The organism is Rossellomorea marisflavi, assembly GCF_009806575.1.
GTDB classification, from domain to species: domain Bacteria; phylum Bacillota; class Bacilli; order Bacillales; family Bacillaceae_B; genus Rossellomorea; species Rossellomorea marisflavi_A.
Genome location: NZ_CP047095.1, coordinates 1,449,697 through 1,466,644, shown reverse-complemented (window position 1 = coordinate 1,466,644; position 16,948 = coordinate 1,449,697). Strand labels below are relative to the sequence as shown.

The window sequence follows — 16,948 nt, the reverse complement described above, 5'->3', positions numbered from 1 at the left end:
ATGCAGGGACGCTCAAGGATTGTAATTCACCCGACCTTTGTACCGGTTCGCACCACCCACCGGCTCTCTTAAACATGGAGATCGTTGCTACTGGATTTCCTCTCATCGCTTTACATGTGTTAAATTGAACTGATCATACCAGATTCGCAAAATATTTGCAATTTAATTTTCTTCCGGACGAAGATCCATGAGGGCTCCAAATGTCTGGGAAGCAGAGGTGAAACTGATGAAGGCAATAAGTTCTGAGATTTCTTCGTCGCTGAACGATTCCTTCAGCACATTGAACAGACCATCCTGAACCCTGCTCCCCTGCACACCGAACACTTCTGCAAAACCGACGGCCACTGATGTTTTTTCATCAAACACCCCAGGATCCGGTCTTCCCTTTGCCTGGCAGTATAAGCATCCATTTTGAAATGCCAATACCCGCCTCACCTGCTCTTTCAGCTCTTTCGTCAAATGACCGTCACCCTCCAATTCTTCAGAAAGCTGCCCCCATCGTTCCATTACCCCTTCATGATGTCCAAGCAGGCGCATGAACGGTGTTGCGCCTATCTCAGCTGAAGCAATCCTTGTCATTTTCATCTCCTCCTTATAGAATAATCATATCAATCTAATTAACTCTTTTACATTCAGATCAAAAAGAATTCGCTCGTTAAACGTTAATAATTAAACCCAAATACGAAGGAGATCATTACGTATGAAAATTGACGACATCGACAGGAAGATTTTGAACGAACTTATGCGGGACAGCAGGCTTTCCATGAGTGAACTCGGAAGGCGGATCAACCTCTCTTCCCCATCCGTCTCCGAAAGGGTGAAGCAGATGGAATCCCATGGTGTCATCGAGTCCTATACTACGAAGGTCAACCTAGGAAAACTCGGCAACGACATTCAGTGCATCATCGAAGCCACAGTGAAAAACGGGGACTACAAAGGATTCAAGCAAAAAATCAGTGAGCTTCCAAACGTGGACTTCTGCTACCGGATCGCAGGGCAAGCCTGTTTCATGCTCAAGCTCCACTTTGCATCGTTCACCGAGGCTGAAGCCTTCATAGACTACATCAATCCCTTCGCCCACACCGTCACCCATTTCATCTTCTCAGAAGTCGAAACCCGTACCCTTTTCACAAATTAAAGAGGCACCTACATGGATACCCAACACTTGGAGATACTATTAACGCTGCATCTAATCGAACCCAATCAGCAGAGTGGTGATAACTCGAATGTGCTGGACAAACAGAACCGTACGGAACCCCCAAATTCAAGTACAAAATGCTGTAATAAGTAGCACTCACTTTCATAAACAACAAGTAAAAATGTGTGAAAACCACAATCTTCCTACCACCAAAAGCACAGCGCAGCGAGGGCCGGACGACTCCGATGGGAATAGAGGGATGATCGAGACCCCGCAGGCACGAGGAGGCTCGACTCCCTCCCCACGGAAAGCGGCCGGCCGCAGCGGAACGGAACGTCCTTATGCAAATTCACACACAAAAAGAAATGCTGTGATGACTAGCGCTCATTCCCACAAACAATAAGGAGAAATGTGTGGAAATCACCATCTCCCTACCACCAAAAGTGCAGTGCAGCGGAGGCCGGACCACTCCGATGGGAATAGAGGGATGATCGAGACCCCGCAGGCACGAGGAGGCTCGACTCCCTCCCCACGGAAAGCGGCCGGCCGCAGCGGAACGGAACGTCCTTATGCAAATTCACACACAAAAAGAAATGCTGTGATGACTAGCGCTCATTCCCACAAACAATAAGGAGAAATGTGTGGAAATCACCATCTCCCTACCACCAAAAGTGCAGTGCAGCGGAGGCCGGACCACTCCGATGGGAATAGAGGGATGATCGAGACCCCGCAGGCACGAGGAGGCTCGACTCCCTCCCCACGGAAAGCGGCCGGCCGCAGCGGAACGGAACGTCCTTATGCAAATTCACACACAAAAAGAAATGCTGTGATGACTAGCACTCACTCCCTCAAACAATAAGGAGAAACGTATATAAATGACGTTCCCTACATCACCAAAAGTGCAGTGCAGCGGAGGGTGGCCGACTCCCGCGGGAAAAGAGGGAAGGTTGAGACCCTGCAGGCGCAGCCGAAGCGGCTCAACTCCCTCCCCGCCGGAAAGCGGCCATCCGAAGCGGAACGAAACGTCCAGTGTATAACTTTCATTATCAGTTCTTTAAGAACCAACACAAAAATATAAAAAATTTGTCGATACCTATTGAAAAACGATGTATTACCGAATATTATAGTAGTTGTGCTTTTTAATCGTTCGTTTTTATTGGAGGTATTACACTAATGTTTAAATTAAAGGAAAACGGCACGTCAACCAAGACAGAAATCCTTGCCGGACTGACCACGTTCTTAACAATGGCTTACATCGTCGTCGTCAATCCGATCATCCTTTCCGATGCAGGGGTGCCGTTCGACCAGGTATTCATGGCCACCATCATCTCGGCAGCTGTCGGTACGCTCTGGATGGCACTGTTCGCAAACTATCCGATTGCCATCGCCCCAGGAATGGGATTGAATGCCTACTTTACATATTCCGTTGTCGGAGGGCATGAAGATATTTCGTACTCTGTTGCCTTTGCAGCAGTATTCGTAGCCGGTATCATCTTCATCATCCTTTCGCTGACACCGTTCCGTAAGAAATTGATCGAAGCCATACCGCAAAACCTTAAACATGGGATCACAGCCGGTATCGGTCTCTTCATCGCGTTTATCGGTCTTCGTTTATCCGGACTGATCCAAGCTGATCCGTCCAATCTCGTTAAACTCGGGGACCTGCATTCTTCGTCTGCCATCCTTGCTCTGATCGGACTGGCTGTCACCCTCGTCCTCATGGTCCTGAATGTACATGGGGCGCTGTTCATCGGGATGATCATCACGGCCATTGTTGCATTCTTCACTGGTGACCTGTCGTTCAAGGAAGGCTTCGTCGCCATGCCTCATCTGCCTGAAGGGCTGATCATCTCTAACCCGATCACTGCATTCACCGATGTGATTCAGCACAGCTTGTACGCTGTCGTATTCTCCTTCTTGCTTGTGACCATCTTTGATACGACGGGTACGATGGTCGGTGTTGCCCAGCAGGCCGGGCTCCTTAAAAACAATGAAATGCCGCGTGCCCGCGAAGCACTCCTTGCTGATTCACTCGGGACGACTGTCGGAGCTATGTTCGGTACGAGTCCTACCAGTGCCTTCGTTGAATCATCCGCAGGGGTATCAGCAGGAGGACGTACAGGATTGACCTCTCTTACAGTGGCTGTACTATTCATCGTTTCAGCGTTTTTCGGTCCTCTTGTGAGTGCCGTTTCGGGATTATCCGCCATCACGGCTCCAGCTTTGATCATCGTAGGAAGCCTGATGATCGGAAGCATTTCCCACATCAAATGGGACGAGCTCGATGAAGCTTTCCCGGCATTCCTCATCATTCTAAGCATGCCTCTTACTTCGAGCATCGCTACAGGGATTGCACTCGGGTTCATCTCTTACCCGCTCCTGAAAGTGGCCAAAGGAAAATGGCGTGAAGTCCATCCCCTTGTGTATATCTTTGCCGTGCTGTTCTTCTATCAGCTGGCATTCATCCCTCATTAAAGAGGAAAGGCAGCTCCCACGACGGGAGCTGCCTTTTTTGGTTTGATTGCTTTACCACGTACGATCAAGGTCCAAGCTGTAGTACTTGATCGGGGTTGCATATGATTGAATCGATTCATCGGAAGAAGTGTCACACAGCTGTCCCAACAGCAGTTCCATTGCCTTCTTCGACTCTCCAAGGTTATACAGCGTCATGCTGTAGAAGACAGTCATTGCCCGGTCTCCGTGCCGTTCAATACCTTCCTCAAGCACTTCTTTTGATTTTTCATACTTCCCGAGGGCACGGTAGGTGCTCCCGAGTCCCGTATAAGCACCGATCGACTCTTCCTCATCCAACCCATATTTCAATGCTTTTTCATAATACTCTACGGCTTCCTCTTCAAGCCCTGATGCGTCATGACTCCAGGCACATTGATAGTGCAGGATTCCACTGTCGGGGTATTGGGCGATCAGCTCTTTCAGTATTCTGATCGACTCCCCTGTATTCCCTGATCGTCTTGCTTCAATCGCTTTTTTCATTGCATCTTCCATATCCACCCATCCATTTCAATCCGGTATGTATTCCATCAGCCAGCAGTCGTGCCATTCACCTTCGTGCAGCTCATTTTGAGGAAGGATCCGTGCTTTGCTGTAGCCGCATTTTTCATAGCATCTGATTGCCCTTCGATTCCATGTCATCGGATCCATCACCAGTCGGTGCAGGCCTTTTTCAAGCATAAAATATTCCACCATGGCCTTGATCATCAGGGTGCCCACGCCTTTATTCCAGTACCGTGAATCTCCTATGAATTGATCGGTCCCGTAGATGAATTCATCAAGATTCGTATATCCATAGCGCTGCTTGGTCTCATCGTCCAATGGATAGTATTGGAGATAACCGACCTTCTCCCCTTTATATTGAACGATGCAGGCGACCTTCTCTTTATCGTCATTATAAAAAGCTTCCTTCACCATCTCATGGGTAAAGGGTTTGTCCCTTCCTTCGTAATACTCAAGGATCCGCGGATCGTTCAGCCAGTTATAAAGAAATTCGGCATCTTCTTCCTTCAGCGGCCGGACCTTGATATCACCTTTCTCATAACGCATCGTGCATCCCTCCTATGGACTTATTCCCCGCAGCTTCGGGGAATCCCTTTAAAGTTGTCGAAATTTCGTGTTGGAAATTCAATTTGGAGTATGCTACTATAAGTTTGTGAAATACTTCACATTATCAACATCAACTTACCACTTTCATAAATCCAATCAAAAAGGGAGTATGACAGATGAAAACAAATAAAGTCGTATTGATCGGAACAGGCTTTGTCGGTTCAAGCTATGCTTTTGCCCTTCTCAATCAAAATCTTGTCCATGAGCTCGTGATGATCGACATGAACGTCGAAAAAGCCATGGGAGACGCCATGGACCTTAATCATGGCCTCGCATTCTCTTCCCCAATGAAGATACGTGCAGGAGCCTACAGCGACTGCCGCGATGCAGATCTTGTCGTGATCACCGCTGGGGCCAATCAAAAACCCGGTGAAACGAGGTTGGATCTTATTGATAAGAACGTCCGGATCTTTAAAACCATTGTCGATTCGGTGATGGAGAGCGGCTTTGATGGTATCTTCCTCGTGGCCACCAATCCCGTCGATCTATTAAGCTATGCTACCTGGACTTTCTCCGGGCTCCCAAAGGAAAGGGTGATCGGCTCAGGGACGATCCTTGATACCGCAAGGCTACGCTACCTGCTGGGTGAATACTTTCACCTTGATACGCGGAACATCCATGCCTATATCATGGGCGAACACGGCGACACCGAATTTCCGGTCTGGAGTCACGCCACCATCGGGGCCAGCGCCCTTGGTGACCTGGTCGATCTTACGGATCCACAGGTCCAGAGCGATCTTCAGGACCTTTTTGAAAACGTCAGGGATGCTGCCTACCATATCATTGAGAAAAAAGGAGCCACCTACTACGGGATTGCCATGGGATTGGCCCGTCTCACCAAAGCTATACTGAATGATGAGAACAGCATCCTTACCATCTCTTCCCTCCTGGATGGGGAGTATGGGCAGCACGGTCTCTATACCGGGGTGCCTTCCATCATCAATCGACAAGGCATCAGGAAGGTGGTCGAACTTCCACTGGATGAAACGGAGCAGAAGCAATTCAAGAGATCCATTGATACGTTGAAGCACGCCATGAGTACCGGTTTCCCTTCTGATTTATAGACACGCACACACGAACCTCCTCCTCATACAATGATACCAACATGAATGGAGGAGGTTCTATTATGTACGATCAGCGACAATTCCTACCCGGTTTTCCCGGTGGAGGAGGTTCCGGAGGCACCGGCTTCCCTTCCATCCCCGGACTTCCAAATGTATTCCCGCCATCCCCGCCACCTGGGCAAGGGGGCAGCAGCGGGCCCCCATCGCCTTCTCAGGGCGGTGGACAAAATCAGCCGCCACCTGGACCTCCACCTAACTTCCAGCCTCAGAAGACCGTCATGCAGGGCGGCCCTGGAGGAACGTCGACGTTTGCCGTGGACCCGGGTTCCATCCGGAGATGCCTGTTCCGCTATACCTATATCTGGCTCAACCGGGATGCTTTCTGGTTCTACCCTGTCTTCCTCGGCAGAAGGTCCATAGCAGGGTGGAGATGGATCGGATTCACATGGGTGTATTTCGGAATCGATCTCGATAAAATCGAATCCTTCACATGTGTATAATACGATGTTTCCATACATGCGCGTGACCGATTCCCGTGGGACCATCACCGTATCAGGAGAACACACCTCTTATGGAGCGCCTGATGAAGCCCTGCTCACATTAGGGGTGATGACTGAAGGCCCCGATCTGCAAAAAGCCCAGCAGGAAAATAACGAAAACATAAAGAACATAGTCGGTACGCTTCAAGCAAACGGAGTTTCAAAAAGTGATATACAGACGGCAAACTATCAGATCATCCCCCGCTATTCCTTTGAAGATGGAAAGCAGATCTTTAACGGATATGAAGTCGTGAATATTCTGCGCATCCACCTTAGAAGCATTGAAAGGGCGGGAAAGATCATCGATGACGCCGTGAAGGCCGGAGCAAACAGGGTGGAAGGGATCCAGTTCCTCTCCTCCCATTCCACTGCCCTTTATCAGCATGCCCTTGAACAAGCGTTTCAGGATGCCCTGGCAAAGGCCACGGTCCTTGCCAGGCAATCGGGTCAGGAGCTGGTTCCTGATCCGCTTTCTATCAAAGAAGGTCAATCCGTTGAGTTCCCTTCCCCTATGAAGCTCGCAGTTCAGGAATCTGCCATCCTACCGGGTGAAATATCCGTTAAGGCTTCACTCATCGTTACGTTTACTACGCATTGATTTCACAAAAAACGGCTTCGAGGAGCCGTTTTTTTTATTACTTTTTAATATAATCCGCAAGCCTCTCGGCAGACCGGGCCACTCCTTCTTCATCCAGCATCCTGACGCCTTGCTCGATGAATGCCGGAAGAAACGTCGTTCCGATCAGATTCGATGTTGCCTGGAACGGCTTCAATAGCTCGCTCATGGAATAATGGTTCTTTCCTCCAGCCTGGTAGGCCTCTGCCGGTGAACCCGTAGACGTCGCAATCAGAAGTTCTTTGCCATGAAGCTTCGTACCTTGGCTGCCGTATGCCCAACCATAGGTCAACACGGCATCGATCCATTCCTTCATCAGCGCAGGGGCACTGTACCAGTAGAAAGGGAACTGCAGGACGATCCTATCGTGTTCTTCGACCAACTTCTGCTCACGTGTTACGTCAATTTGGAAATCCGGATATTCGCGGTAAAGGTCGTGGACCGTCACATTGCCCTCTTCCTCCAGCCTCTTTACCCAGGCTTTGTTGACGATTGATTCGTCCATTCGCGGATGTGCAGCGATTACCAATACGTTCATGTTCAATCTTCCCTTCCCAGCTGTTTTGCTTTTTTTGTACAGGCATCCATTGCCCTTACGATGCTTCCCTTGAAGCCACTCTTTTCAAGTTCAATGACGGCTTCGATGGTAGCCCCTCCCGGTGAACAGACCGCATCCTTCAGCTCTCCAGGATGGCTGCCCGTTTCAAGCACCATCTTTGCTGCTCCGAGGAGCGCCTGGGCTGCCAGGTTATATGCCTGCTTTCTGGGGATGCCCTCTTTCACCGCACCGTCTGCCAGTGCTTCCATGAACATGAAGGCATAAGCCGGTGACGAGCCGCTTACGGCAGGAATGGCGTCCATGAGGCTTTCGTCCAACTCTTCTGCTTTGCCGAAGCTCTCAAGAACCGCATGGACTATCTCACGCTCGCCTTCTCCTACCCTGCCATTAACACAATACGCTGTCATCCCTTCTCCTACAAGGGATGGCGTATTCGGCATCGTCCTGACGATTTTAGAGTCCGGAGATAGAACCGATTCCATCCAATGAAGCGTAATACCTGCGGCCATCGTGATGACGATGGTATCCGGCTTCAAGTTCTCCCTGATGGAGGAGAGGATCTCCTGGTGTTGATCCGGTTTGACTGCGATGAACAACAAGTCAGAAAATGCCGCTACCTCTCCATTGTCCAACGTGGTATGGATTCCGTATTTTTCTTCTATTCTCTCGACGGTTCCGCGGGTTTTGGCGCTCGCCATGACAGATGTCTTATCCACCAGTCCGGAGCTGACGATGCCGCCTATGATGGCCTGCGCCATATTTCCACAGCCGATAAAGCCGATTGATTGTTTCATTCTCTACACCTCTTCTTCCACCTATGAATCATATCAAAAAACCACTGAAAGGAAAAATGGTTCACATCAAAAACCAAGATTGGGACAAAACATCCATGGTACCATTTCATGATGAACACGATCAGTGCAGGTTCTTTGTACCGGTCATGATTTCCGTGCAAGACTTAGATTTCCGCGGGTGGCCCGTGAGCCTACTTGGCATGGGTCTTACATACGCTACTCTTCCCCCAGGAGTCTTCGTCTTGCACTCCAATCAACCGCTGGACACAATGAAATCGTAATGGTCATGAAACAAATGAAAAACCCGAACTTTGCCTGATCGTAGGCAAATGAATTCGGGTTTTCCTATGACTAGAACACGTTTGTCCCAGCCTCAATCGATTTTAGCGGTTGTCGTAGATGGCCTCCCAATCGAGGTCGACCATAGGTTCCTTTTGTTCAAGTCTCTTCTTCAATCCATCAAGTAGCTCTTTTTCTCCCTGAAGAATATTGGCCAGGTCCCACTTCTGGTGGAAAACGGAGTAGAGGGTCAAATCCCTTAGAAGGAGGAACTGTGGGATCCGCAGGAACCATTCTTTCGAAACCGGGCATTCGCTCTGATATCCACGCAGGAAGGAACGAAGGAACCTATCCCCGAAGGCGGAACGCACATGAAGAGGATCACCTCCATGCTTCGACCAGCTTGAATAATATAGTGGTATGGCGATATCACTGGCGAAGTAAAACCACATACTATCATCAAAATCAAAGACATGAAGATCCCCATCCCTCTGATCGTAGAAGAAATTGCCGTGGTGGATGTCAGAGTGGATCAAACCGTATGTATCCTCGGATTGTGGAAATGTCCTGATTTCCTCGATTGTCCGTTTTCCAAGCTCTATGATCTCTTCATCCTCCCGGGGAAGATACCGGTCGAAATTCAGGATGTCATCTTCATCCCACGCCATTCTTGCCTTTGAAGAAGGATCTCGATAGTGTTTTGTGGTGGCATGCATCTTACCTGTGAGACTTCCCCACTTTTCGAAGAGCTCCTCTCCAAAGTGATCGGAGTTCACCTTTACAGCTACTCCCGGTGCTTTATCGAATAAACTGACAAAAAAGCATCCGTCTTCCCCAGGCAGTTCTTCAACAAGTCTACCTGTACTGGATTGATGGGAAAGGGACACGTTCAATCCATGCCGATGGAGGAAGTTGATCCATTTCATTTCTGCTTCCAACTCGATTTGCGTGCGGTGGGAGCTATGGGTGATCCTCAGGATGAAGGGAGCCCCTTCCTTTTTCACTTCGTACACATAGTTCTCAAAATCACCAAGCTTTCGGGCGTCCGATGCATCGCACTCAAACATCCCGGCCGCTTCTTTCAATCTTTCCTTTGTCCATTGTGCGTCAATCCAAGATTCCATCATGTTTCCTCCTGTATGCAGTACTGTTTCCTCCACTACTATTTCGTCTGTACCTGCGGTTTTTCCTGCCCAATAGAAAAAGAGCCGATCATCCGGCTCTTCCCTTAATCCATTCATCAATCGTTTGAATCACTTCATCCTGCTGATCCCAGACTGATTTGGTTGCTTTCCCGTCTCCTTTTTGAGCACCGTACACACCAAATCCTGCGTGGTTTCCGCCTTGGATTTCATGAAACCCCGTATCTGCAGGAAGAAGAGATTTACTTTTGTCAATCTTGTCCTTAGTTGCGAGTCCGTCATTCTCTGCCCAGATGCTCAGAAATGATAGGTCTGAGGAAGAAAAGTCCGTGGATTCCGCAGGGTACGATGCAAGGTAAATGATCCCTTTCACCTTGTCCGGATGGTCACCAGCATAGCTTGATGCCGCCACTCCTCCAAGAGAATGACCCGACAGGTACCATTCCTTCACACCCTTATATTCTTTCATGATTTCATCCGGTACGTTCACCCCGAAGAATGCAAGGTTCAATGGTACATCTGGAATCACCACGGTGTATCCCCGCTCAGACAGCTCCTGTCCAATATAGGCGTACGCTTCCTTTTCCACCTTTGCCCCTGGGTAAAGAATCACGCCCTTTTCTCCATCTCCTTTAAACACCAGCCACTTGCCATCCTTTGCCTCGGCTTTTTGAAGATCCACTTTTTCCTCAAGCGATGAAGTGGCTGAGTAGGTTTGCTGTGACCAAACATAAAAGGATAGACCTCCTATGACAATCAAGGCGAGGAGGAGAATTCCTGCCCACTTAAAAAATCGTTTCATGCCGAATCCCCTTCTTTCTTATCCATTTTTATTATTGTCCCGGAACCTTGGGGAATCCATCCGCTAAAAAAAGAACCAGCCTCGGCTGATTCGCATCACTTTTTCTGGAATGAAAGACTCTTTTCGCTCATCAAGTACTGAAGAGCCGTCTTGAAACTAAGGAAGCTTTTCACCTGTCCGACTTCCCTTACGTCTGATTGAATCACGATTTGGGTCAGGGACGGAGTGAACCCGACGAAAAGGATTTCGATTCCCATAAGCTGTACCGCTTTGGCCATATTATTGATATTCATGCCGAACACGTCCGTCTCACCGATGTCCTTCTCCCTTATACCGGAGAAATCAACGATGATCGTATTGATGTCCTGATTATAGGATACATCCAGGATTCTGGTGATGATCGCCTCGAATCTTTCCTGAGATAACCTACCCATGATTGGAATGAGGATGGTTTCAGGAACGATGGAGGGAATGACCGGGGCAGAAATATCCGTAATCTCGCGTTCCGCTTCCACCAGCTTTCTTTTCAGTTCCTGGACCTCTTCTTTTAACTGAACGATTTCCTGTGTCTCCACACTCATACTGTAACCTCACATGAACATATTTTTTACGCTATGACTAGTTTAGCACTACCCTATGTAAAGTTTCTATCCAAATGTTCCGGGATCTCTGGAAAAATTCTACTGACGATATAAAAGTTACACCAAAAGAAAGAAGACCAGCCCGGCTGGTCTTCGGTCATGCAAGTGCTGCTTTGTCACCTGAATTATGGAAGAAGCTTTTCATGGCATGGAACACATCCGCTTTTTGTTTCAAGATATAATAGCGGAAATCTTCGTTCTTAATATTTTTATATGCCGACATCAGGGTAGAATGGCGATTGTACTGATTCACTTCCCCATATCCGAACATACTCGATACTTTCATAAGCTCCTCCACCAGTTTGACGCATCTCACGTTATCAGATGTGAGATTATCTCCGTCGGAGAAGTGGAATGGATAGATGTTGTACCTGCTCGGTGCATATTTGTAGTCGATGAGCTCCAAAGCCTTCCGATATGCGGACGAGCAAATCGTCCCGCCGCTTTCCCCCTTGGAAAAGAAATGCTCTTCAGAGACAACCTTTGCTTCTGTGTGATGGGCGATGAACTCAATCTCCACCGTCTCATATTTCGTCCTGAGGAAGCGCGTCATCCAGAAAAAGAAACTTCTGGCCATATACTTTTCCCATACCCCCATGGATCCACTTGTATCCATCATTGCCAGTACGACAGCTTTGGATTCCGGCTTCAGCACTTCATTCCACGTCCTGAACTTCAGATCCTCCCTTGTAATCGGATGGAATCCAGGTGTTCCCGTCATGGCATTCCGCTTAAAAGCCGACATCATCGTTTTCTTTTTATCAATGTTGCCCATCAGGCCCGTCTTGCGGATATCGTTGAACTCGATATGCTCAACCGTCTGCACGTCCTGCTCTTTCTTCTTCAGATTCGGCAGTTCCAGCTGTTTAAAAAGGGCATCTTCAATTTCCATGAGGGAGACCTCGGCTTCGTAGTAATCCTCACCGGCTTTGTCCCCTGCTCCTTTCCCTTTTCCGGGTCCCTGCTGGGGATTCCCATCCCTGGCGACAACATCCCCCACCTGGCTTTCCCCGTCCCCCTGGCCAACGTGCTTATTTTTATCATAATTATAGCGGATCTTGTATTCATCCAATGACCGGATCGGTATCTTCACAACGTCTCTTCCATTTGACATGACGATGTTTTCTTCTGTGATTAAATCCGGAAGATTATTCCTGATTGCATCCTGTACCTTTTCCTGATGACGCTGTTGATCGTCATGACCTTTGCGGTGGAGGGCCCAATCTTCTTTGGAAATGACAAATTGATGATTATCCATCTGGCTCAAACGTTTCCCCTCCTTATCTTTTTTCACATGTATCGGTATCGGTGCATACACTATGATGGCTGCCCGCACTCATTTTTCCCGTCAATAAAGAAACGGGGATTACTCTATCCTATGCAAAAGCATCGATAAATTTACAAATAATTTCGACAATGATAGAAAAGCGGAGGCCGGTCGATCTGACCCGACAAGCATAAGACGAGGAACCCGGAAAGGCGTTCTTTGCCTTTTTGGGTTGCTTGGCTTATGACCTCGAGGGTCAACCCGCCGGAGCTGGACATCACGAAAAGCGGAGGCGGCAGGACCTGACCAGCCCTACGTACAAACCCCTAGTCCATACTTATGCTATCTCCAGTAGCCCTACCACCGCACAATAAAAAAACAGGTGTGAATTCACACCTGTTCATCCTTCTTCATATTGAGCCGGGTCTGACTGACGATTATTCAGCTTGAGTTCTTCACTTGAACGGAGCTTTTCCATCTGTTTTCCAAGTCGTATGACTTCATCCAGATTGTTGGCCATCGTACCGTTAAAAGGTTCTTCCTGCAAGATCGGTTTGTCATGTGTGGACATCCCTTCACCTTCCTTCGAAGAATACCGGCTTTGAATTCAGCTTACTATATTCTGATTATTCTTTCAACTTTTATCTTCTTCTTTGAATTGTACGGGATCGGGCTGCTTCTTATCTTCTTTCAGTTCTTCATTCGTACGTAGACGCTCCATCTGCTTCCCGAGCTGCTCCATCTCTTCCATGTTACCGGCCATTGAACCATTCTCAGGTTCTTGTTCATGATTTTTTTTCATCCGTTTTCACCTCTATTACTAAATTTCCCGTAATGGTGGTTTCTAAACCGATGAGGTGTACATCCGGATAATCAAGAAAGCCGACGGCACTTGACCGACGGCTCACCTTTTAACGATTAAGGAGACTTCCTACATAGCGGAGGAGCTCATTGGCACTGGTTGAATTATATCCGTGTTCATCGATGAGTCTTGCCACGACTTCATTGACCTTTTTCAACTGTTGCTCATCAGGCGTCTTGGAAGATGTCGTGATCTTCACAACGTCTTTCAGATCGGCAAAAAGTTTCTTCTGGATGGCTTCCCGCAGGCGATCATGGGAATTATAGTCGAATCTCTTCCCTTTACGGGCATAGGCGGAAATTCTGATGAGGATCTCTTCCCTGAACGCTTTTTTCGCATTTTCAGAGATTCCGATCTGTTCTTCGATGGAGCGCATGAGTTTTTCATCCGGATTGATTTCCTCACCGGTGAGCGGATCATGGAGCTTCGCTTTGTTGCAGTACGCTTCGACATTATCAAGATAGTTATCCATGAGGGTCTTGGCTGATTCTTCATACGAGTACACAAAGGCTTTCTGTACTTCTTTCTTCGCGATATCATCGTATTCTTTTCTGGCAAGTGATATGAAGTTCAGATATTTTTCCCGAAGCTCGGCTGTGATGGACGGATGCTGATCCAGTCCTTCTTTGAGCGCACGGAGGACATCCAGCGCATTGATGGTCGGCACTTCTTTCCGGATGATGGTGGAAGAGATCCTGTTGATCACGTACCGCGGATCAATGCCGCTCATGCCTTCGTCCTGGTACTCCTTCTTCATTTCGTCCACATCGGCCGAGTTGAATCCTTCGACACTTTCGCCGTCGTACAGGCGCATTTTTTTGATGAGGTCGATATCCCCACGCTTCGGTTCTTTCAAGCGTGTCAGAATCGTGAACATGGCTGCCACCCTGAGAGTATGAGGGGCCACATGGACGTTGTTCACGTCGCTCTCATTGATCATTTTTTCGTAGATTTTTTCTTCCTGTGTCACTTTGAGATTGTACGGAACCGGCATGACGATGATCCTTGAATGAAGGGCTTCATTCTTCTTATTCGCGATGAAGGAGCGGTACTCCGTTTCATTTGTATGGGCCACAATCAGTTCGTCTGCAGAAATTAACGCAAAACGTCCTGCTTTGAAATTCCCTTCCTGCGTCAGGGATAATAAATGCCATAGGAATTTTTCATCACATTTCAGCATCTCCTGGAACTCCATCAGTCCGCGGTTTGCTTTATTCAACTCCCCGTCGAACCGGTACGCCCTCGGATCGGACTCTGATCCATACTCCGCGATGGTCGAGAAATCGATGCTGCCCGTCAAATCGGCAATATCCTGGGATTTTGGATCAGAAGGACTGAATGTCCCGATGCCGACACGTTTATCTTCAGAGAAGAAAACCCTTTCCACCTGCACATCCTCGATGCGCCCGTGATATTCCTTCTCAAGCCTCATGGTATTGAGCGGGGATAGATTCCCCTCGATCCGGATGCCATATTCCTCGAAGAATTCCTCCCGGAGATGCTGGGGAATGAGATGGAGCGGATCTTCATGCATCGGACAACCTTTGATGGAGAAGACCGCTCCGCGATCGGTTCTTGAGTATTGTTCCAGACCCCGTTTCAGCATGGCTACCAGGGTCGACTTCCCTCCACTGACAGGACCCATCAAAAGCAGGATCCGCTTACGGACATCCAGTCGTTTCGCAGCCGGATGAAAGTATTCTTCTACCAGGCGTTCGAGTGCTTCCTCGAGACCAAATAATTGATCGCTGAAGAAATTGTACTTCCGCTTGCCTTCTATATCCTCCACGCCTGCGTCTTTGATCATATTAAAAACCCGTGAATGTGCTGACTGACCGACCCACTGTTTTTCTTTCAGCAGATCCAGGTACTGTGCAAACGTCCCTTCCCATTTCAGCTTTTCTTCTTCTTCTCGAAAATGTTCAATTCTTTTTAAGATATCCATAAGGACCTCCCCTTGTCACTTGTTGAGAGACGATTAATATACTCTATGCCCATCCTCCTGTGAACATGTTAAGAAGATGGGATTTATCAAGGGGAATAAAGGAAGGCGACTGAACGCGTTTTCAAAAAGAAGTTCACAACATTTGTAAAATAGGCTATACTAAAACCAGACTGTATGACAAGTTCATCTTGGGAGGTCTGGAAATGAATTTTCTATTGATTTTGGGAGTATCCCTGGCTTTCTTGACTGCGATTTTCACTGCAGGCTATAATGACAAGCCCGGCTCCAACTAAACAAAAAAACTGACCCCATCGGTCAGTTTTTTTGTTTCAGCGCTTATTGAATCCTTTTTTCTCCACAAACTCCTTCATATACATGCGGGGTCTGTTCGAAAGCATATTGGCCATCTGACCGCTCCAGCGGTCGGATCGTTTCCCAGCCGTACGTGCGTGGTAATAGGAAGAAATGGTATCATCGTACTCTTTCAATGTTTCCTTCATCTTCGCCTCATCCCTCTCATACCCATCTTCATGGTAGATGGCATCAAACGGAAGCCTCGGTTTCACGTCGGATTCATGTGCAGGGTGTCCCACTGCAAGACCGAACAACGGAACGACCCGGTCGGGAAGATTCAATACGTCACTTACACGTTCAAGATCGTTTCGGATTCCGCCGATATAGCAGATTCCAAGTCCCATTGATTCCGCCGCAAGCGATGCGTTTTGCGCAGCAAGTGCCGCATCGATGAGGGCGACCATGAATTTTTCGGTGCTTTCAAGTGTCGGTACCACATCGGCTCCTTCCCACTCACCGATCTTTTCATGGCGGTGGAGGTCGGCACAGAACACGAAGAAGTGACCGTTATGCTCTACATAGGATTGATTCCCGGCGAGCTCGGCGAGTTTCTTCTTCTTCTCCGGGTCCTTCACCCCGATGATCGTATACGCCTGTATGTAGCTTGACGTACTTGCAGCCTGAGCAGAGCTCACAATCGTACGGATTTCTTCATCCGTCAAGGTTTGATCAGTAAACTGACGGATGGAACGGTGTTTGAGTATCGTTTCTATTGTTTCATTCATAGGTATCATCTCCTTGACTCTTAGTATAAACCAAACGAAAAAAGGAATGAAAATCATTTGATTTTCATTCCTTTTTAAGATCAGCTTCAGTCGAGCCCGGGATATCCTTTTTGGCGAAGGGCCTCATATACGAGGATCGCCGCGGTATTGGACAGGTTCAATGAGCGCACATTCCCATTCATCGGGATCCGCAGCGCACGGTCCATATTCTGTTCGATTACCTCATCGGGAAGACCAGTCGTCTCTTTTCCAAATATGAAATAATGATCTTTTTCCACGTCGCTGTAGTCGAAGGTTGTATGGGGGATCTTACCGTATTTGGTCAGATAAAAGAACTCTCCTTCAGCATTCTTTTCGAAGAATTCCTCCAAGGAATCATAATAGATGATTTCAACGAATTCCCAATAATCCAGCCCTGCACGCTTCAGCATCTTATCGTCCGTCGAAAAACCGAGTGGACGGATCAGATGGAGTGTCGTATCAGTGGCTGCACACGTACGTGCGATATTCCCCGTATTGGCGGGGATTTCCGGTTGATATAAAACAACATGTACTCCCAAGTGTTGTCACCTCATTCTTAAAACTATACGTGACATTATA

19 protein-coding genes and 1 other annotated feature (1 of these 20 cut by a window edge) are annotated in these 16,948 nt (G+C 48.1%); of the genes, 5 read left to right on the top strand and 14 right to left on the bottom strand.

Annotation, left to right across the window (positions count from 1 at the left end):
• Nucleotides 1–115, bottom strand: a binding site (T-box leader); it reaches 91 nt to the left of the window's first position.
• 47 nt (nucleotides 116–162) lie between these two features.
• The gene (locus D5E69_RS07755) at nucleotides 163–579 is read right to left on the bottom strand and encodes a carboxymuconolactone decarboxylase family protein (RefSeq protein WP_048004476.1); all 417 of its coding nucleotides are present in this window, start codon (nucleotides 577–579) and stop codon (nucleotides 163–165) included.
• Nucleotides 580–700: 121 nt separating this feature from the next.
• Between D5E69_RS07755 and D5E69_RS07750 the strand changes: the two genes are divergently transcribed.
• Both D5E69_RS07750 and D5E69_RS07745 read left to right on the top strand, forming a co-directional pair.
• Nucleotides 701–1,138, top strand: a complete 438-nt coding sequence (locus D5E69_RS07750) for an Lrp/AsnC family transcriptional regulator (protein ID WP_048004477.1) — start codon at nucleotides 701–703, stop codon at nucleotides 1,136–1,138.
• 1,173 nt (nucleotides 1,139–2,311) lie between these two features.
• The gene (locus tag D5E69_RS07745; protein WP_048004478.1) at nucleotides 2,312–3,613 is read left to right on the top strand and encodes an NCS2 family permease; all 1,302 of its coding nucleotides are present in this window, start codon (nucleotides 2,312–2,314) and stop codon (nucleotides 3,611–3,613) included.
• A gap of 51 nt (nucleotides 3,614–3,664) precedes the next feature.
• Here the strand turns inward: D5E69_RS07745 and D5E69_RS07740 are convergent, their stop codons facing one another.
• Nucleotides 3,665–4,132 carry a tetratricopeptide repeat protein gene (locus D5E69_RS07740; protein WP_231593195.1) on the bottom strand — a complete coding sequence of 156 codons (468 nt, stop codon included), beginning with the start codon at nucleotides 4,130–4,132 and terminating at the stop codon, nucleotides 3,665–3,667.
• Nucleotides 4,133–4,159: 27 nt separating this feature from the next.
• On the bottom strand, nucleotides 4,160–4,699 hold the full coding sequence (locus tag D5E69_RS07735) for a GNAT family N-acetyltransferase (protein ID WP_048004480.1): 540 nt from the start codon (nucleotides 4,697–4,699) through the stop codon (nucleotides 4,160–4,162).
• 176 nt (nucleotides 4,700–4,875) lie between these two features.
• Between D5E69_RS07735 and D5E69_RS07730 the strand changes: the two genes are divergently transcribed.
• The 3 genes from D5E69_RS07730 (at nucleotide 4,876) to D5E69_RS07720 (ending at nucleotide 6,960) form a co-directional block, all read left to right on the top strand.
• The gene (locus tag D5E69_RS07730) at nucleotides 4,876–5,823 is read left to right on the top strand and encodes an L-lactate dehydrogenase (protein ID WP_159129516.1); all 948 of its coding nucleotides are present in this window, start codon (nucleotides 4,876–4,878) and stop codon (nucleotides 5,821–5,823) included.
• A gap of 62 nt (nucleotides 5,824–5,885) precedes the next feature.
• The gene (locus D5E69_RS07725) at nucleotides 5,886–6,323 is read left to right on the top strand and encodes a transporter (protein ID WP_200843179.1); all 438 of its coding nucleotides are present in this window, start codon (nucleotides 5,886–5,888) and stop codon (nucleotides 6,321–6,323) included.
• Between the two features lie 4 nt (nucleotides 6,324–6,327).
• Nucleotides 6,328–6,960, top strand: a complete 633-nt coding sequence (locus D5E69_RS07720) for an SIMPL domain-containing protein (protein WP_159129514.1) — start codon at nucleotides 6,328–6,330, stop codon at nucleotides 6,958–6,960.
• A 37-nt stretch (nucleotides 6,961–6,997) separates the two neighbouring features.
• Here the strand turns inward: D5E69_RS07720 and D5E69_RS07715 are convergent, their stop codons facing one another.
• The 11 genes from D5E69_RS07715 to trmL form a co-directional block, all read right to left on the bottom strand.
• On the bottom strand, nucleotides 6,998–7,516 hold the full coding sequence (locus D5E69_RS07715; RefSeq protein ID WP_159129513.1) for an NAD(P)H-dependent oxidoreductase: 519 nt from the start codon (nucleotides 7,514–7,516) through the stop codon (nucleotides 6,998–7,000).
• A 2-nt stretch (nucleotides 7,517–7,518) separates the two neighbouring features.
• A complete protein-coding gene (proC, locus tag D5E69_RS07710; RefSeq protein WP_048012900.1) occupies nucleotides 7,519–8,331 on the bottom strand; it encodes a pyrroline-5-carboxylate reductase in 813 nt (270 codons plus the stop codon).
• A gap of 383 nt (nucleotides 8,332–8,714) precedes the next feature.
• On the bottom strand, nucleotides 8,715–9,851 hold the full coding sequence (locus D5E69_RS07705) for a phosphotransferase enzyme family protein (RefSeq protein WP_249931610.1): 1,137 nt from the start codon (nucleotides 9,849–9,851) through the stop codon (nucleotides 8,715–8,717).
• Nucleotides 9,823–10,554 (bottom strand): alpha/beta fold hydrolase, encoded by a 732-nt coding sequence (locus D5E69_RS07700; protein WP_159129512.1) that lies wholly within the window; start codon nucleotides 10,552–10,554, stop codon nucleotides 9,823–9,825. Before D5E69_RS07700 ends, D5E69_RS07705 begins: the two co-directional genes overlap by 29 nt.
• A gap of 95 nt (nucleotides 10,555–10,649) precedes the next feature.
• Nucleotides 10,650–11,135: an STAS domain-containing protein gene (locus D5E69_RS07695; protein ID WP_063191989.1), complete on the bottom strand. Its 486-nt coding sequence runs from the start codon at nucleotides 11,133–11,135 to the stop codon at nucleotides 10,650–10,652.
• A 157-nt stretch (nucleotides 11,136–11,292) separates the two neighbouring features.
• A complete protein-coding gene (gene yhbH, locus D5E69_RS07690) occupies nucleotides 11,293–12,453 on the bottom strand; it encodes a sporulation protein YhbH (protein WP_370296723.1) in 1,161 nt (386 codons plus the stop codon).
• A gap of 409 nt (nucleotides 12,454–12,862) precedes the next feature.
• Nucleotides 12,863–13,033 carry a hypothetical protein gene (locus D5E69_RS07685; protein WP_156183351.1) on the bottom strand — a complete coding sequence of 57 codons (171 nt, stop codon included), beginning with the start codon at nucleotides 13,031–13,033 and terminating at the stop codon, nucleotides 12,863–12,865.
• A 63-nt stretch (nucleotides 13,034–13,096) separates the two neighbouring features.
• Complete coding sequence (locus D5E69_RS23350; RefSeq protein WP_162838956.1) at nucleotides 13,097–13,264, bottom strand: hypothetical protein; 168 nt, start codon at nucleotides 13,262–13,264, stop codon at nucleotides 13,097–13,099.
• A gap of 109 nt (nucleotides 13,265–13,373) precedes the next feature.
• Nucleotides 13,374–15,269, bottom strand: a complete 1,896-nt coding sequence (locus D5E69_RS07680; RefSeq protein WP_048004489.1) for a PrkA family serine protein kinase — start codon at nucleotides 15,267–15,269, stop codon at nucleotides 13,374–13,376.
• A gap of 329 nt (nucleotides 15,270–15,598) precedes the next feature.
• On the bottom strand, nucleotides 15,599–16,348 hold the full coding sequence (gene nfsA, locus D5E69_RS07675; RefSeq protein WP_048004490.1) for an oxygen-insensitive NADPH nitroreductase: 750 nt from the start codon (nucleotides 16,346–16,348) through the stop codon (nucleotides 15,599–15,601).
• Nucleotides 16,349–16,434: 86 nt separating this feature from the next.
• Nucleotides 16,435–16,908 (bottom strand): tRNA (uridine(34)/cytosine(34)/5-carboxymethylaminomethyluridine(34)-2'-O)-methyltransferase TrmL, encoded by a 474-nt coding sequence (trmL, locus tag D5E69_RS07670; RefSeq protein ID WP_048004491.1) that lies wholly within the window; start codon nucleotides 16,906–16,908, stop codon nucleotides 16,435–16,437.
• Nucleotides 16,909–16,948 lie beyond the last annotated feature (40 nt).

What these genes read in the sequence shown, in the direction of transcription:
- D5E69_RS07755 (WP_048004476.1), bottom strand. Translation starts at nt 579, where the DNA reads ATGACAAGGATTGCTTCAGCTGAGATAGGCGCAACACCGTTCATGCGC.
- D5E69_RS07750 (WP_048004477.1), top strand. Translation starts at nt 701, where the DNA reads ATGAAAATTGACGACATCGACAGGAAGATTTTGAACGAACTTATGCGG.
- D5E69_RS07745 (WP_048004478.1), top strand. Translation starts at nt 2,312, where the DNA reads ATGTTTAAATTAAAGGAAAACGGCACGTCAACCAAGACAGAAATCCTT.
- D5E69_RS07740 (WP_231593195.1), bottom strand. Translation starts at nt 4,132, where the DNA reads ATGAAAAAAGCGATTGAAGCAAGACGATCAGGGAATACAGGGGAGTCG.
- D5E69_RS07735 (WP_048004480.1), bottom strand. Translation starts at nt 4,699, where the DNA reads ATGCGTTATGAGAAAGGTGATATCAAGGTCCGGCCGCTGAAGGAAGAA.
- D5E69_RS07730 (WP_159129516.1), top strand. Translation starts at nt 4,876, where the DNA reads ATGAAAACAAATAAAGTCGTATTGATCGGAACAGGCTTTGTCGGTTCA.
- D5E69_RS07725 (WP_200843179.1), top strand. Translation starts at nt 5,886, where the DNA reads ATGTACGATCAGCGACAATTCCTACCCGGTTTTCCCGGTGGAGGAGGT.
- D5E69_RS07720 (WP_159129514.1), top strand. Translation starts at nt 6,328, where the DNA reads ATGTTTCCATACATGCGCGTGACCGATTCCCGTGGGACCATCACCGTA.
- D5E69_RS07715 (WP_159129513.1), bottom strand. Translation starts at nt 7,516, where the DNA reads ATGAACGTATTGGTAATCGCTGCACATCCGCGAATGGACGAATCAATC.
- proC (WP_048012900.1), bottom strand. Translation starts at nt 8,331, where the DNA reads ATGAAACAATCAATCGGCTTTATCGGCTGTGGAAATATGGCGCAGGCC.
- D5E69_RS07705 (WP_249931610.1), bottom strand. Translation starts at nt 9,851, where the DNA reads ATGAATGGATTAAGGGAAGAGCCGGATGATCGGCTCTTTTTCTATTGG.
- D5E69_RS07700 (WP_159129512.1), bottom strand. Translation starts at nt 10,554, where the DNA reads ATGAAACGATTTTTTAAGTGGGCAGGAATTCTCCTCCTCGCCTTGATT.
- D5E69_RS07695 (WP_063191989.1), bottom strand. Translation starts at nt 11,135, where the DNA reads ATGAGTGTGGAGACACAGGAAATCGTTCAGTTAAAAGAAGAGGTCCAG.
- yhbH (WP_370296723.1), bottom strand. Translation starts at nt 12,453, where the DNA reads ATGGATAATCATCAATTTGTCATTTCCAAAGAAGATTGGGCCCTCCAC.
- D5E69_RS07685 (WP_156183351.1), bottom strand. Translation starts at nt 13,033, where the DNA reads ATGTCCACACATGACAAACCGATCTTGCAGGAAGAACCTTTTAACGGT.
- D5E69_RS23350 (WP_162838956.1), bottom strand. Translation starts at nt 13,264, where the DNA reads ATGAAAAAAAATCATGAACAAGAACCTGAGAATGGTTCAATGGCCGGT.
- D5E69_RS07680 (WP_048004489.1), bottom strand. Translation starts at nt 15,269, where the DNA reads ATGGATATCTTAAAAAGAATTGAACATTTTCGAGAAGAAGAAGAAAAG.
- nfsA (WP_048004490.1), bottom strand. Translation starts at nt 16,348, where the DNA reads ATGAATGAAACAATAGAAACGATACTCAAACACCGTTCCATCCGTCAG.